Genomic DNA, 15,257 nt, shown 5'->3' on the forward strand with positions numbered 1-15,257 from the left:
CGCCTCAGCGCGCGCCCCTTTCCGCGGTCTGATTCCACACCATCTCATCGAGCAAAATTGAACTGTGCTGGCTGGTCTCAATCACCAGTGAGACCGGCTTCATGCCGGCGAAGCAGAACACTTCGTGGCGCTTTTTGCTGGCGTTAAGGCGACGAAACGCCACGATGCGTCCGGCACGGTTATAGAAGCGCACTTCGCTAAAGTAGGTGTTGAGACCGATGTAGCTCAGCACCAAATCGTGCAGCAGCGGCAGATCAAACTCACCAGCGTCTGCCGCTCAATCACCAGCGCGCACTTGTCACTGTCGGCGTGATACGGTGCTAACGACACCGCGCCCCGGCGGGCGGTGACCGACAGCGCGGCGTCCAGCATGTACGGATACTACGGGACAAAATGCTGACCGGCAGAAAAACCGGGGCGCGGCGTGAGCAGATAATGCAGGTGCGCCGGCAGGCTGCTGCGGGAAAAATCAGCGCAGCCGGTGGCAGGCACGGCGGCGTTATCCGGCGCGTTCATCAGCAGCATCTCGCCGGGTTTACGGTACATCTGCGCGGGCGACGATAGGGCGGCGTTTCGGTGTGGCGGGCTGTAGGTATGTGGGTTTAGCTGTAGGGTCATTTTGCTGTCCTTGCCGGGGTGACGGTTCCGGACATGCATTCTCAGCCAGACATCGCTTAGTGTTTACAAGACATGTCCTGAACTGCGCGAGCATCCTCTCATCCTGCCGCAGTTTCCCCCGCCTGCTGAAATATTGTATGCTATGCCGCCTCAATGCTAATGGGATAACCGGACTGCCGCCAATGTAGATCGCACACACCCTGCTGTGACCCGACGCGCATGCGTCGCCATTGGCACCGTTATCCGCCGGACTGGCTCCGGAATGATTTATTCGCAGCGCGCCGCTCGCGCGTTGCCCTGAAGAAGAATTCACTCATGTCTATTGCTCCCTTTTTAGAAGAAGTGGCGCGCCGCCGTACCTTTGCGATCATCTCGCACCCGGACGCCGGTAAAACCACAATCACCGAAAAAGTCCTGCTGTTCGGACAGGCGATCCAGACCGCCGGTACCGTCAAAGGTCGCGGCTCCAGCCAGCATGCCAAATCAGACTGGATGGAGATGGAGAAGCAGCGCGGTATCTCCATCACCACCTCGGTGATGCAGTTCCCGTATCGCGACAGTCTGGTTAACCTGCTAGATACCCCCGGGCACGAAGACTTCTCGGAAGACACCTACCGTACGCTGACGGCGGTGGACTGCTGCCTGATGGTGATCGATGCCGCGAAAGGTATTGAGGATCGTACCCGCAAGCTGATGGAAGTTACCCGTCTGCGCGACACGCCGATCATCACCTTCATGAACAAACTGGACCGCGACATTCGCGATTCCATGGAGCTGCTGGATGAGGTCGAGAGCGAGCTGAAAATCGCCTGTGCCCCGATCACCTGGCCGATTGGCTGCGGCAAGCTGTTCAAAGGCGTTTATCACCTCTACAACGATGAAACTTACCTTTATCAGAGCGGCAAAGGCCACACGATTCAGGAAGTGCGCGTGGTAAAAGGCCTGGCTAATCCGGAACTGGACGCGGCCGTCGGCGAAGAGCTGGCGCAGCAGCTGCGCGACGAGCTGGAGCTGGTGCAGGGCGCATCGCACGAGTTCGACAAAGAGCTGTTCCTGAGCGGCGAAATCACGCCGGTGTTCTTCGGTACCGCGCTGGGCAACTTTGGCGTCGATCACATGCTGAATGGTCTGGTTGCCTGGGCGCCGGCGCCAATGCCGCGCCAGACCGATACCCGCAAAGTCGAAGCCAAAGAGGAGAAGTTCAGCGGCTTCGTGTTTAAGATTCAGGCCAACATGGACCCGAAACACCGTGACCGCGTAGCCTTTATGCGCGTGGTGTCCGGCAAATATGAGAAGGGCATGAAGCTGCGTCAGGTGCGCACCGGTAAAGATGTGGTGATCTCCGACGCACTGACCTTTATGGCTGGCGACCGTTCGCACGTTGAAGAAGCTTATCCGGGCGATATCATCGGCCTGCATAACCACGGCACCATCCAGATTGGCGACACCTTCACCCAGGGCGAAACCATGAAGTTCACCGGTATTCCGAACTTCGCCCCGGAACTGTTCCGTCGCATTCGCCTGCGCGATCAGCTGAAGCAGAAACAGCTGCTGAAAGGGCTGGTCCAGCTGTCGGAAGAGGGCGCCGTGCAGGTGTTCCGTCCGGTGCACAACAACGATCTGATCGTTGGTGCGGTGGGCGTGCTGCAGTTTGATGTGGTAGTGGCGCGTCTCAAGAGCGAGTACAACGTTGAGGTGATTTATGAGGCCATCAACGTGTCGACCGCCCGCTGGGTTGAGTGCAGCGACGCGAAGAAGTTCGACGACTTCCAGCGCAAAAACGAGATCAACCTGGCGCTCGATGGCGGTGACAACCTCACCTATATCGCCCCGACCATGGTCAACCTCAACATCACGCAGGAGCGCTATCCTGACGTGACCTTCCGTAAAACGCGCGAACACTAAGTTCGCCGTCTTCACCGGGCTGCTGCTTTCTGCCGCCCGGTGTTCTCCGATACAGACTCCTCTTAATTGCGCTGCGGTTATCGCTTTTTGGCGAGATATCAACCACAAAAGCCAGCAAAAGCTGTAATCCCTACTATGATTATTCTGTCGGACGAGAAAACGGACCTGTGGGTCTGATTACGTCCATCACGCAGCAACGTGGTGTGTTGCTGGCGCATTCGCGGTTGCGAGTGGGTTAACTGATAGAAGGATAATATCGATGAATAAGACTAAGATTGCTAAAACCCTGATTGCTGCACTGGCCGGTACTGCGCTGTTAAGCGGCGCGGCAATGGCGGCTGATACCAGCAGCAGCGCGGGTTCCAAAATCGATAGTTCTATGAGAAAAGTCGATGGCTTTATGGATGACAGCGGCATCACCGCCAAAGCCAAAGCCGCGCTGGTGGACGATGAAGCGATTAAAAGTACGGATATCTCGGTAAAAACGCAGCAAGGCGTAGTGACGCTGAGCGGTTTTGTCACCTCGCAGGACCAGGCCGAGAAGGCAGTGGCACTGGTGCAGAAGGTGGAAGGGGTTAAATCGGTCAGCGACAAACTACACGTCAGAGACAGCAAACAGAGTTCATTGAAAGGTTATGCAGGTGATGCAGCAACCACCAGTGAAATAAAAGCTAAACTTTTAGCAGATGACATTGTGCCATCGCGCAACGTGAAGGTGGAAACCACCGATGGTGTGGTACAGCTGTCCGGGGAAGTGGCGAATCAGGCACAGTCCGATCGGGCTGAAAAGATCGCCAAAGCCATTGAAGGCGTGAAAAGCGTGAAGAATAACCTCAAGGTGAAATCTTAACGCAACCGGAACGGCATCACCAACGGTGCCGTTACGTATTAAAAACAGTGATGTGAAGAATAAGCAGTTCGATTTTCACTATGGTAAAGGAGAGGCTTATGTTTCGTTGGGGTATTATCTCTCTGGTCATCGCTCTGATTGCTGCAGCATTAGGTTTTGGCGGTCTGGCGGGTACGGCAGCATGGGCAGCTAAAATTGTCTTTATTGTCGGTATTATTCTGTTCCTCGTAAGCCTGTTTACCGGGCGCAAACGACCCTGACCCACTGCGTTAACCATGTTAACCCGCTAGTCACATAAAGCGGAGGCCAGTCATTGCCACCATTGAAGGTGCGCCACGACGATTGCAGGATGCGGTTGGTCAGGGAACGACAATGACTGGTTCTCCGGGATGCTGATTGAGCGCCTCCCTCAGAGCAGCAAACACTGAGGGACATCCATTGGGAATACGCATCCCGGTGTCGCTGGACACCTTTGAGCCACTGGCGCTCACGCCATTCAAATCCAAAAAAATCGCGCTGGTCTGCGAAGGCGGCGGGCAACGCGGCATCTTCACGGCGGGCGTACTGGATGAATTTCAGCGCGCAGGCTTCAACCCCTTTCAATTGATGCTCGGCACCTCGGCCGGTGCACAAAACCTCTCAGCATTTGTCTGTGCTCAGCCCGGTTATGCACGGCGCGTGATTACCCGTTACACCACCAGTAAACTGTTTTTCGATCCGCTGCGTTTTGTGCGCGGTGGCCATCTGATCGATCTCGACTGGCTGGTAGATATCACTAAACAGGAGTTCCCGCTGGCGCTGAGCAGCGCCGAAAGCCTGTTTGCCAAAGGCAGCGAATTTTACATGTGTGCCTGCCGCAGCGATGATTACAGTGCTCAGTATTTCAATCCCACCAACCTGACCTAGCATGACATCATTAAGGCTTCCAGCGCGATACCCGGTTTCTACCGCAGCGGCGTGTTGATGGATGGTGTGAGCTATCTCGACGGCGGCATCAGCGACGCCATTCCGGTGCGCGAGGCGGCGCGGCGTGGCGCCGATACCATTGTGGTGATCCGTACCGTGCCGTCACAGATGGCGTATACGCCGAAGTGGTTTAAACGCATGGAGCGCTGGCTGAGCGACAGCGCCCTGCAGCCGATGATCAATATCCTACATCAGCACGAAGAGAGCTACCGCCAGATTCAGCAGTTTATTGAACAGCCGCCGGATAATCTGCGCATAATTGAAATCTTTTCGCCAAAGCCGCTGGCCAGCATGGCGCTCGGCAGTCGTCTGGCGTCGCTGAATCAGGATTATCATCTGGGCCGCCGCAGCGGGCGCTATTTCCTGGCGACGCTGGGCCAGTGGCTGAGCGATGCTGAACCGCTGGCGCGACCGATTGCCGTGACGCCGCCTGCCGCCGTCGCCAACGCGCCGGATAACCGGCCGGTCAGCACGCCGCCGCTGGCGGATAATGACGCCGATTACGATGCAGGATCGCTGGCATGAGATTTATCGACACCCACTGCCACTTTGATTTTCCGCCATTTGTCACCGCTGCCGAACACAGTATCGCGCAGGCGGGCGTGGAACGCATCATCGTGCCGTGTGTGGATGCCACCCGTTTTACCGTGGTGAGCCAGCTGGCGCAGCAGCATCCGGCGCTGTATAGCACGCTCGGGCTGCACCCGATCAATATTGCGCAACATCAGGATGACGATCTCGATCGCCTTGAGCAGCACCTGCAAACGCCGGATGTAAAACACGTGGCGATTGGGGAAATCGGGCTGGATCTGTATATGGAAGCGCCGGATTTTGCGCGGCAAACCCGGCTGCTGGAGGCACAGCTGAAGCTGGCAAGGCGTTATGATTTGCCGGTGATCCTGCATTCGCGACGTACGCACGATCAGCTGGCGCAGCATCTGCGCAGTCACGACGTGCCGCGACGCGGCGTGGTGCACGGCTTTGCCGGCAGCCAGCAGCAGGCGGAGCGTTTCATCGCGCTTGGCTACGCGATTGGTGTCGGCGGCACTATCACCTATGCGCGCGCCAGCAAAACCCGCCACACCATCGCCAGCCTGCCATTGCAGGCGCTGCTGCTGGAAACCGATGCGCCGGATATGCCGCTGCACGGTTTTCAGGGCCAGCCAAATCGCCCGGAGCGCGCGCGTAATGTGTTCGAAGTATTGTGCCAGCTGCGCCCGGAACCGCCCGATGAGATCGCCGATGCGCTGTGGCACAACAGCCTGCGTTTGTTCGCGCTGCCGGATTGAGTAATGATCCTGCGCCTGCCGCTATCTCACTTCATGTAATAGCGCCATCACGGTCAGTTAAGTGTTAAATCTGCTTAATGGCCGTTGCAATTTTGGTAGCGGCACAATTTATTGTGCGATGAATCGCGCCGCTACAAATCCTCTGCAACTTCTGATGATCTGCTTACACCCACCTCTCTATCGCAAATTAACTACGCTTTAACGATATCCGATACCTTTTTGCGGCAACATTTGTGATAATAACCACAATCGCATTGTGCCGCACTGCTCCGTAAAATAGCGACTTAATGTGATTAAAATCGCTAAATGCATGTATAAAAAGACACGTTATCCTTTTCCTTGTGACAAACCTCGCAAATCAATACGACGTGGATTGTTATGATTATCACATTTTCCGGTGACCAGATTTCACCGGCCTGACTTTGGAGAGCACCATGACCGATCTGAACGCTGCCGCGCAGCGCGCGCTGCAACTGATGGACCTGACCACCCTGAATGAAGACGACACCGATGAAAAAGTGATCGCGCTGTGCCATCAGGCGAAATCACCAGCCGGTAACACGGCGGCGATCTGTATCTATCCGCGCTTTATCCCGATAGCACGTAAAACGCTGCGCGAGCAGGGCACGCCGGAAATTCGCATCGCGACCGTCACTAACTTCCCGCAGGGTAACGACGACATCGAAATCGCGCTAGCGGAAACCCGTGCGGCAATCGCCTACGGCGCGGATGAAGTTGACGTGGTGTTCCCGTACCGTGCGCTGATTGCCGGTAATCGTGACGTCGGCTTTGCGCTGGTAAAAGCCTGTAAAGAGGCCTGTGCGGCGGCGAACGTGCTGCTGAAAGTGATCATCGAAACCGGCGAGCTGAAAGAGGAAGCGCTGATTCGTGCGGCGTCCGAAATCGCGATCGATGCCGGGGCGGATTTTATCAAAACCTCTACCGGTAAAGTGCCGGTCAACGCCACGCCAGAGGTGGCGGCAATCATGATGCAGGTGATCCGTGACAAAAGCGTGCAGCAGCAGGTGGGCTTCAAACCGGCTGGCGGCGTGCGTACGGCGGAAGATGCCGCCATCTACCTGCAACTGGCCGACGATATCCTCGGCAGCGGCTGGGCGGATGCGCGTCATTTCCGCTTCGGCGTTTCCAGCCTGTTAGCCAGCCTGCTGAACACCTTGGGTCACGCTACGGCGACCAGCAAAGTCGGTTATTGATCCACGCGGTCGCTAAAATGGCGGCCCACGGTGTCACTGTCGTCAGGTGCGCATTGCTGCGCATCTGGCGGCTGTCATTCAGCGATACATCGCTTTTCCGGGGAGGCAACCTTGTTCCTGCCACAAGAAATTATTCGTAAAAAACGCGACGGCCAGCCGCTGAGCGAAGCGGAAATCCGCTTTTTCATCAACGGCGTGCGTGATAACAGCGTGTCTGAAGGGCAAATCGCCGCGCTGGCGATGACGATTTATTTTCACGACATGAACCTGGAAGAGCGCGTGGCGCTGACCATGGCGATGCGCAATTCCGGCACGGTGCTCAACTGGCAGGCGCTGAATCTCAACGGACCGATTGTTGATAAACATTCGACCGGCGGCGTGGGCGATGTAACTTCGCTGATGCTGGGTCCGATGGTGGCGGCCTGCGGCGGCTACGTGCCAATGATTTCCGGGCGCGGCCTCGGCCACACCGGCGGCACGCTGGATAAACTGGAAGCCATTCCCGGCTTCGATATATTCCCCAGCGACGATCGCTTCCGCCAGATCATCAAACAGGTCGGCGTTGCCATTATCGGTCAGACCAATTCGCTGGCGCCGGCGGACAAGCGGTTCTACGCCACGCGCGATATCACCGCCACCGTGGATTCAATTCCGCTGATCACCGCCTCGATCCTCGCCAAAAAATTAGCCGAAGTCTTAGACGCGCTGGTGATGGATGTCAAAGTCGGATCCGGGGCGTTTATGCCAACCTTTGAGGCCTCGCAGCAGCTGGCGCAGGCGATTGTCGGCGTCGCCAACGGCGCGGGATGCAAAACCACCGCGCTGCTCACCGACATGAACCAAGTGCTGGCGTCGAGCGCCAGTAATGCGCTGGAAGTGCGCGAAGCGGTGCATTTCCTCACCGGCGAGGAGCGCAATCCGCGGCTGCTGGAGGTCACGCTGGCGCTGTGCGCCGAGATGCTGATCTCCGGCAAACTGGCGGCGAACGAAGCCGAAGCGCGGCAAAAACTGCAGCAAGTGCTGGATAACGGTAAAGCGGCTGACGTGTTTGCCCGCATGGTGGCGGCGCAGAACGGCCCGACGGATTTCATCGAGCAGATGGACCGCTACTTGCCGGCACCGATGCTGAGCAAAGCGGTGTACGCCGATCGTCCCGGCATCGTCAGCGCCATGGACACGCGGGCGCTGGGGATGGCGGTGGTGGCGCTGGGCGGTGGCCGTCAGCGCGCCAGCGACAGCATTGATTACAGCGTGGGCCTGAGCGACATGATCACGCTGGGCAGTGAGGTAAATGCGCAGCAGCCGCTGGCGGTGATTCATGCCGCAACTGAAGCACAGTGGCAGCAGGCCGCTGCGGCAGTGAAAGCGGCGATAACGCTCAGCGACCACGCCCCGGAGGCCACGCCGGTGGTGTATCGCCTCATCAGCGAATAGTGGCGTAACTGCGTGCCAGGCAGCGGCCGTTCGGGTATACTGATCTGATCGCTTTTTTTGACTTGTCATCGCGCTATGGCGCAGGAGACTTGCATGAAACGTGCTTTTATTATGGTTCTCGACTCCTTCGGGATTGGTTCCAGCAAAGACGCCGATAAATTCGGTGATAAAGGATCGGATACGCTCGGCAATATCGCCGAAGCGTGCTTTGAAAGCCGCGCCAATGAAGGCCGAGAAGGTCCGCTGCATCTGCCCAACATGACCGCACTCGGCCTTGGCAAAGCGGCGGAACTCTCTACCGGCCGCTTCCCGCCGGGACTGGATCCGCAGGCGGAAATTATCGGCGCTTACGCCTACGCCAGCGAACTCTCTTCGGGCAAAGATACGCCGTCCGGCCACTGGGAAATAGCCGGGGTGCCGGTGCTGTTTGACTGGGGCTACTTCAGCGACAAAGAGAACAGCTTCCCGCAGGAGCTGCTGGATACGCTGGTAAAACGCGCCGATCTGCCGGGCTACCTCGGCAACTGCCACTCCTCCGGTACGGTAATTCTTAACCAGCTGGGCGAGGAGCACATGAAAAGCGGCAAGCCGATTTTCTACACCTCGGCAGATTCGGTGTTCCAGATTGCCTGCCATGAAGAGACCTTTGGCCTCGATCGCCTGTATGCGCTGTGTGAAATTGCCCGTGAAGAGCTGACCAACGGCGGCTATAACATTGGCCGCGTAATCGCGCGTCCGTTTGTCGGCGATAAAGCCGGTAACTTCCAGCGCACCGGTAACCGTCACGATCTGGCGGTCGAACCACTGGCACCAACCATGCTGAAAAAGCTGGTGGATGAGAAGGGCGGCGAAGTGATTTCAGTGGGTAAAATCGCTGATATCTACGCGGAGCAAGGCATCACGCAAAAAGTTAAAGCCACCGGTCTGGATGCGCTGTTTGACGCCACCATCGAGCAGATGAAAAAGGCGCCGGACAACGCCATTGTGTTCACCAACTTCGTCGATTTTGACTCGACCTGGGGCCATCGCCGCGATATCGCCGGTTATGCCGGTGGGCTGGAGCTGTTTGACCGCCGTCTGCCGGAGCTGATGGCGCTGGTGAAAGAGGACGATATCCTGATTCTCACCGCTGACCACGGCTGCGATCCGAGCTGGCATGGCACCGAGCACACGCGCGAGCACATCCCGATTCTGATCTACGGTCCAAAAGTAAAACCGGGCTCGCTGGGTTACAGCTATACCTTCGCCGATATCGGCCAGACCATCGCCAGCTATTTTGGCCTGTCCAGCATGGACTACGGCAAAAGCTTGCTGTAAAACAGCCACCACTTTTTCATAAGGAAGAACAACAATGGCAACTCCTCATATTAATGCCGAAATGGGCGATTTCGCGGACGTGGTGCTGATGCCAGGCGATCCGCTGCGTGCAAAACACATTGCCGAGACCTTCCTCGACGATGTGGTCGAAGTGAACAACGTACGCGGCATGCTGGGCTTCACCGGGACTTACAAAGTCCGCAAAATCTCCGTGATGGGCCACGGTATGGGTATTCCATCCTGCTCGATCTACACCAAAGAGCTGATCACCGATTTCGGCGTGAAGAAGATCATTCGTGTGGGTTCCTGCGGTGCAGTGCGTGCAGACGTGAAACTGCGTGATGTAGTGATTGGTATGGGCGCCTGCACCGACTCGAAAGTTAACCGCATGCGTTTCAAGGATCACGATTTTGCCGCCATCGCGGATTTCGACATGGTGCGTAACGCGGTCGACGCGGCTAAAGCGCTGGGCGTGGACGCGCGCGTCGGTAACATCTTCTCGGCTGATTTGTTCTATACGCCGGACCCGCAGATGTTCGACGTGATGGAGAAGTACGGCATCCTCGGCGTAGAGATGGAAGCGGCCGGCATCTACGGTGTGGCGGCAGAGTTTGGTGCCAAAGCGCTGACCATCTGTACCGTGTCGGATCACATCCGTACGCACGAGCAAACCACGGCGGCAGAGCGTCAGACGACGTTCAACGATATGATTAAGATCGCGCTGGAGTCGGTGCTGCTGGGGGATTGATTTTCCTCGTTTCCCCTTACCCTAGCCCTCTCCCGCGAGCGGGAGAGGGGCGGGGTGAGGGCATCCACGCGCACCGTACTATTTCCGCTCCCCATCCTCAGCCTCTGTCCCGCATTCCCGACGCAGCAGCCCCACCGTAAACATCTGACACACTTTTACCCAGGCTTGTGCATCTTCCTGCTGGCTCTGCGGCGATCTCTCCCTATCATTAGCGTGATAATGAAGATGCTAAGCCCCTGATGAATTTCCGCAATTTCGAAGCTGAAGAGAAACTGTTTGTGCGCCGCGCGCTGGTGGCGTTTGCCTTGGTTGTTATCTGCTTCACCATTCTTGGCATCAACCTGTATCGCTTACAGGTGGATCAGCACAGCTATTACCAGACACGTTCCAATGAGAATGACATCAAAATGATCCCCATCGCGCCGACGCGCGGGCTTATTTACGATCGCAACGGCATCCCGCTAGTGCGCAACGTCACCTGGTACGACATTCTCGTCACGCCGTACAAAATCGACAACATGCAGGCGACGCTGAAGGCGCTGACGCCTATCGTCGATCTGACACCGGATGATATCGAAACCTTTGAGCATGAACTGAAGCAGAGCAGCTGCTATAAACCGGTGGAGCTAAAAGCCGAGCTCACCGACGAAGAGGTGGCGCGCTTCTCGGTCAATCAGTTCCGCTTCACCGGCGTCACCATTGATACCTATCAGGATCGTGAATACCCGTACGGCGCCGATCTGGCGCACGTGGTCGGCTACGTGTCGAAGATTAACGACAATGATTACAAGCGGCTCAATGCCGAGGGCGTGGGCGAAAACTACGCCGCCGACCATAACATCGGCAAGCAGGGTATTGAGGGCTACTACGAATCTCTGCTGCACGGCAAAACCTGCTATCAGGAAGTGGAAGTGGATAACCACGGCCGCATCGTGCGCGTGCTGAAAGAGGTGCCGCCGGTAGCAGGCAAAAACATCTGGCTGACGCTGGATCTGCATCTGCAGCAGTATGTGGAGAGCCAGCTGGCCGGGCAGCGTGCGGCGGTGCTGATTGAGGATCCGCACGATGGCGGCGTCCTGGCGATGGTCTCCAGCCCGAGCTACGATCCCAACCCGTTCGTGAAGGGCATCAGCTACAAAGCCTATAAAACGCTGCTGCAGGATAAAAACCTGCCGCTGATCAATCGCGTTACCCAGGGGCTGTATCCACCGGCATCGACGGTAAAACCATACATGGCGATGTCGGCGCTGCTGAGCAAAGTGATTACGCCGGGCACCACCTTCTTTGGCGCGCCCACCTAGACGCTACCGGGCACCGATCGCAAATACCGCGACTGGAAAAAGTCCGGCCACGGCATGCTCGACGTCACCAAAGCGATTGAAGAGTCCGCCGACACCTTCTTCTATCAGGTGGCGTTCATGATGGGCATCGACCGCATCCACAGCATGCTCAGCCAGTTCGGCTACGGAAAACCTACCGGTATCGATTTGAATGAAGAGTACGCCGGGCTGCTGCCGAGCCGCGAATGGAAGCAGAAAGTGCATAAACACGTGTGGTATCAGGGCGATACGGTATCGGTGGGGATCGGCTAGGGCTACTGGATTGCCACGCCGATTCAGATGGTGAAAGCCATGGTGGCGCTGATCAATAACGGCCGGGTGATTAATCCGCACCTGCTGGCTAAAGCACAGCGCGGCACCTGGCAGCAGGTTTATCAGCCGACCGCGCCGCAGCCGCAGACTGGCGATGCGAAATCACCGTACTGGTCGCTGGTGCGCCACGCCATGTTTGGTATGGCCAACGCGCCTAACGGCACCGGTTATAAATATTTCCATACCGCGCCGTATGGCATCGCCGCCAAGTCCGGTACGTCGCAGGTGTTTAGCCTGAAGCAGAACCAGACTTACAACGCGAAGATGATCCCGGTGCGCCTGCGTGACTACATTTTCTATACCGCCTTTGCGCCGTTTAACAACCCGCAGGTGGCGGTGGCGCTGATTCTGGAAAACGGCGGTAACGAAGGCATTACGGCCGCGCCGGTGATGCGCAATATGCTCGACCACATCTTCCTGCCGCCGCCGGATACCAGCGTGCCGATGCAGACGGCCAGCACCGCGCAGGTGCACTGATCAGCGGAAAAATACCCGGTTGCGGCCGTGGTGTTTGGCATCGTAGAGCGCGGCATCGGCATTGCTATATAGCGTGTCGAAATCGGAGCCCGGCTTGCCGTAGCTCACGCCGAGGCTGGCGGTCACCAGCTGCTGCGGCAGCACCGCCAGCGGCGAGGCGTTAAGCGAGGCGTGGATCGCACCGGCGACAATCACCGCGTCGGACAGGCGATAGTGCGGCAGCAGCACGGTAAACTCTTCGCCACCGATGCGGCCAATGCTGGCGCCAGCCGGGCAGTGCGCCTGAATGCGCGTCACCAGCCCGCAAATCACCTTATCGCCCATCGGATGGCCGTATTCGTCGTTGATCTTCTTGAAGTGGTCGATATCCAGAATGATCAGCGCCGCCGGGCCGCTCTCCAGCGTCTGGCTGATGCGCTGAATAATCGCGCCGCGATTCCACACCGCCGTCAGCGGATCGTGGCTGGCTTTGTACTCCAGCTCCTGCGCCAGCTGGTTTAACTGCTCATTTACGCGGTTTAGTTCGCGCTCAGCGCGATCGCTGCGGGAAATCAGTCGCCAGGTTTCGCGCATCAGGCACTGGCTGATAGTGGCGATTCAGGTGCAGCAGCGCCTCGCGGTAATCCTGCGCGCTCAGCGTGTTTTGCGCCGCCACATGCTGTGAGCGATTCAGCACCTCGCTCTCTTCACGGAACAGCTCATTGAGGTCCATCATGACGCCAGTTCCGCCTGCAGATTAACCTGCAGATCGGTAAAATCCAGCGCCAGTTCCTGACCAAACTCTTCCGCGATGTCATCTTCCGCATCAAACAGCCAGTTCAGCGTGACGCGCTGACCGCGCTGCGCCAGCTGGTTGAACAGATCGAACAGGCTGAACAGCATTTTTGTGCTGGAGCTGTTGAAGTAGCGCAGCGCGATAGTGACAACAACCGCGTCCTTGTCGGTGGGTTGCCACTGCTCAAGGGCATCCAGCAGCGGGCGATAAAACGCCGCCGCGTTCTCCGGCCACGACTCGCCGCGCAGCGCAAACTGGCGGGTGGCAAAATCAAAACTCACTTCGGGCGTGCTCTCAGTGGCAGCGATAATCAGGTTTTGCATACAACCTCAATCCTGGTGAATGGTGGCTTTAAGCCAAAACGTGGCGTAGCCGCTGGCGGGCAGCGGACGCAGTTCATACTCCAGCGGTTCACTGACATCACGGGCAAGCGTCAGCAAACCGATATTGGCCCCTTTGCTGGTGGCGCGATTGATGTTCGCCGCAAGGGTGCGCACTTCGTTGGCGACCACGGCGAAACTGCGGCCATGCTGACCGGCGCGCGCGGCTTCCACTGCGGCATTGAGCGCCAGCAGATTGGTTTGGTCGGCAATACGGCGGATACTTTCCACGATGGCGCCGATGCGATCGGAAGAGTCGCTCAGATCATTGATATCACCAGAAATACCGTGCAGCTCGCTGGCCAGCGCATTGATATTCTGCACGCTGTTCTCAATGACCGCCGCACCCTGTTGCGTGCTTTCGCTGGTATGCAGAGCGGTCTGCCATGCCTGCTGCGCTGCTTCGCGCTCCAGCTAGTTCTTTTCCACCTGCGCGGTAACGTCGGTGGCGAACTTCACCACTTTGTACAGCTCGCCGGCGCTGTTAAACACCGGATTATAGGTGGCGCGCAGCCAGACGGTGTTGCCCTGCTTATTGACGCGCTCGAACTGGCCGGAGATATATTCACCCTGATTGAGCTTGTGCCAGAAGCGGCGATAGGCCTCGCTGGTGCGCATCCCGGGCGGACAGAACAGGCTGTGATGGCGACCGATAATCTCATCAGCGCGATAGCCCATGGTATTGAAGAAGTTATCGTTGGCCATCAGCACTTCGCCTTTGAGGTTGAAGGCGATCACCGCCATCGAGCGCTCAATGGCGGTGGTCATGGCGCTCTGCTCCTGCGCATCCATGATGCGCGCGGTAATATCACTCGCCAGCTTGACGATTTTAATCACCCGGCCGTGACGATCCTGCACCGGTACGTAGTTGGCTTCCAGCCAGATCGGACGGCTGTGCTTCGCCACGCGCAAAAACTTATCGCTGAAGCCTTCGCCGCGATTCAAGCGCTGCCAGAACTCACGATACTGCGGTGACTGCACCATATCCGGCGTGCAGAACAGGCTGTGATGCTGGCCGATAATTTCTGCCAGCGTGTAGCCCATGCGCTCCAGAAACAGCGCGTTGGCGGTGAGGATGTGGCCATCAGGCGTAAACTCAACCATGGCGATGACCTCCTGCAGCGAACTGAGTGTTGCGCTGCTGTGACTGCGTTTCTGCCACGCGAGGCGCGACAGGATACCCGATGTAATAGTGCTGAACATGGTGGACCTTATTATGGTTATGGGATGTCAACATGGTTATCGGCGTGGGTGGCTAAAAATTCACCACTAAATAACGCGGTTGCACAGGTTTTTACCATCTGGTCCGGCATTTGCTGCAAAAGGCAGCAGTCAGCTGATTTTTACCGAAAAGCGTTTGACGGTACGGCGCGAGTAAGGTTTAATGCGCCCCGTTGCCCGGATAGCTCAGTCGGTAGAGCAGGGGATTGAAAATCCCCGTGTCGGTGGTTCGATTCCGCCTCCGGGCACCACTATTCGAAGCACGCTGGTCAGAGGTGAGAAAACTGACGGGCGTTTAACGGGAGTGGTACTTGTTGATGTTGATCCTCACATCAGCATACATCAAGAAGTTACTCTCTCGATTAGGGAGCCTGCTGTAACAGGCTCCCTTTTCTCGATCACTGTGAATAA

The 15,257-nt window shown here is 57.3% G+C and carries 11 protein-coding genes, 1 tRNA gene and 4 pseudogenes; 11 read left to right on the top strand and 5 right to left on the bottom strand.

Annotation, left to right across the window (positions count from 1 at the left end):
- Positions 1-4 precede the first annotated feature (4 nt).
- Entirely contained in the window at positions 5-232 is a 228-nt protein-coding gene (locus AC6I8M_RS14870; protein ID WP_022549433.1) for a hypothetical protein, read from the bottom strand.
- Positions 233-381: 149 nt separating this feature from the next.
- A complete protein-coding gene (locus AC6I8M_RS14875; RefSeq protein WP_153005925.1) occupies positions 382-618 on the bottom strand; it encodes a hypothetical protein in 237 nt (78 codons plus the stop codon).
- 315 nt (positions 619-933) lie between these two features.
- Between AC6I8M_RS14875 and prfC the strand changes: the two genes are divergently transcribed.
- The 10 genes and pseudogenes from prfC (at position 934) to mrdA (ending at position 12,470) form a co-directional block, all read left to right on the top strand.
- Positions 934-2,523 (top strand): peptide chain release factor 3, encoded by a 1,590-nt coding sequence (gene prfC / locus AC6I8M_RS14880; protein ID WP_010618837.1) that lies wholly within the window; start codon positions 934-936, stop codon positions 2,521-2,523.
- A gap of 259 nt (positions 2,524-2,782) precedes the next feature.
- On the top strand, positions 2,783-3,373 hold the full coding sequence (gene osmY, locus AC6I8M_RS14885) for a molecular chaperone OsmY (protein ID WP_010618836.1): 591 nt from the start codon (positions 2,783-2,785) through the stop codon (positions 3,371-3,373).
- A gap of 98 nt (positions 3,374-3,471) precedes the next feature.
- Positions 3,472-3,633: a DUF1328 domain-containing protein gene (locus tag AC6I8M_RS14890; protein ID WP_022549435.1), complete on the top strand. Its 162-nt coding sequence runs from the start codon at positions 3,472-3,474 to the stop codon at positions 3,631-3,633.
- Between the two features lie 178 nt (positions 3,634-3,811).
- Positions 3,812-4,864: pseudogene (locus AC6I8M_RS14895) on the top strand (patatin-like phospholipase family protein).
- On the top strand, positions 4,861-5,628 hold the full coding sequence (locus AC6I8M_RS14900) for a TatD family hydrolase (RefSeq protein WP_498013479.1): 768 nt from the start codon (positions 4,861-4,863) through the stop codon (positions 5,626-5,628). Before AC6I8M_RS14895 ends, AC6I8M_RS14900 begins: the two are co-directional and overlap by 4 nt.
- Positions 5,629-6,062: 434 nt before the next feature.
- A complete protein-coding gene (gene deoC / locus AC6I8M_RS14905; protein WP_022549438.1) occupies positions 6,063-6,842 on the top strand; it encodes a deoxyribose-phosphate aldolase in 780 nt (259 codons plus the stop codon).
- Between the two features lie 111 nt (positions 6,843-6,953).
- Entirely contained in the window at positions 6,954-8,276 is a 1,323-nt protein-coding gene (gene deoA, locus AC6I8M_RS14910) for a thymidine phosphorylase (protein WP_498013480.1), read from the top strand.
- A gap of 93 nt (positions 8,277-8,369) precedes the next feature.
- On the top strand, positions 8,370-9,593 hold the full coding sequence (gene deoB / locus AC6I8M_RS14915; RefSeq protein WP_010616148.1) for a phosphopentomutase: 1,224 nt from the start codon (positions 8,370-8,372) through the stop codon (positions 9,591-9,593).
- A gap of 34 nt (positions 9,594-9,627) precedes the next feature.
- A complete protein-coding gene (gene deoD / locus AC6I8M_RS14920) occupies positions 9,628-10,341 on the top strand; it encodes a purine-nucleoside phosphorylase (protein WP_010616149.1) in 714 nt (237 codons plus the stop codon).
- A gap of 239 nt (positions 10,342-10,580) precedes the next feature.
- Positions 10,581-12,470: pseudogene (gene mrdA, locus AC6I8M_RS14925) on the top strand (penicillin-binding protein 2).
- On the opposite strand, the pseudogene AC6I8M_RS14930 reads toward mrdA, so the two are convergent.
- The 3 genes and pseudogenes from AC6I8M_RS14930 to AC6I8M_RS14940 all read right to left on the bottom strand — a co-directional run.
- A pseudogene (locus AC6I8M_RS14930) lies at positions 12,471-13,185 on the bottom strand (GGDEF domain-containing protein).
- Positions 13,182-13,568, bottom strand: coding sequence for a DUF1987 domain-containing protein (locus AC6I8M_RS14935; RefSeq protein ID WP_010616150.1), 387 nt, complete (start codon positions 13,566-13,568; stop codon positions 13,182-13,184). The pseudogene AC6I8M_RS14930 and the gene AC6I8M_RS14935 overlap by 4 nt, the downstream one beginning before the upstream one ends.
- A 158-nt stretch (positions 13,569-13,726) precedes the next feature.
- Positions 13,727-14,828, bottom strand: a pseudogene (locus AC6I8M_RS14940) (methyl-accepting chemotaxis protein); the annotation flags it as partial.
- Positions 14,829-15,021: 193 nt separating this feature from the next.
- Between AC6I8M_RS14940 and AC6I8M_RS14945 the strand changes: the two are divergent.
- Positions 15,022-15,097, top strand: a tRNA-Phe gene (locus AC6I8M_RS14945).
- Positions 15,098-15,257: the final 160 nt, after the last annotated feature.

The organism is Type-A symbiont of Plautia stali, assembly GCF_059731155.1.

What these genes read in the sequence shown, in the direction of transcription:
- AC6I8M_RS14875 (WP_153005925.1), bottom strand. Translation starts at nt 618, where the DNA reads ATGACCCTACAGCTAAACCCACATACCTACAGCCCGCCACACCGAAAC.
- prfC (WP_010618837.1), top strand. Translation starts at nt 934, where the DNA reads ATGTCTATTGCTCCCTTTTTAGAAGAAGTGGCGCGCCGCCGTACCTTT.
- osmY (WP_010618836.1), top strand. Translation starts at nt 2,783, where the DNA reads ATGAATAAGACTAAGATTGCTAAAACCCTGATTGCTGCACTGGCCGGT.
- AC6I8M_RS14890 (WP_022549435.1), top strand. Translation starts at nt 3,472, where the DNA reads ATGTTTCGTTGGGGTATTATCTCTCTGGTCATCGCTCTGATTGCTGCA.
- AC6I8M_RS14900 (WP_498013479.1), top strand. Translation starts at nt 4,861, where the DNA reads ATGAGATTTATCGACACCCACTGCCACTTTGATTTTCCGCCATTTGTC.
- deoC (WP_022549438.1), top strand. Translation starts at nt 6,063, where the DNA reads ATGACCGATCTGAACGCTGCCGCGCAGCGCGCGCTGCAACTGATGGAC.
- deoB (WP_010616148.1), top strand. Translation starts at nt 8,370, where the DNA reads ATGAAACGTGCTTTTATTATGGTTCTCGACTCCTTCGGGATTGGTTCC.
- deoD (WP_010616149.1), top strand. Translation starts at nt 9,628, where the DNA reads ATGGCAACTCCTCATATTAATGCCGAAATGGGCGATTTCGCGGACGTG.
- AC6I8M_RS14935 (WP_010616150.1), bottom strand. Translation starts at nt 13,568, where the DNA reads ATGCAAAACCTGATTATCGCTGCCACTGAGAGCACGCCCGAAGTGAGT.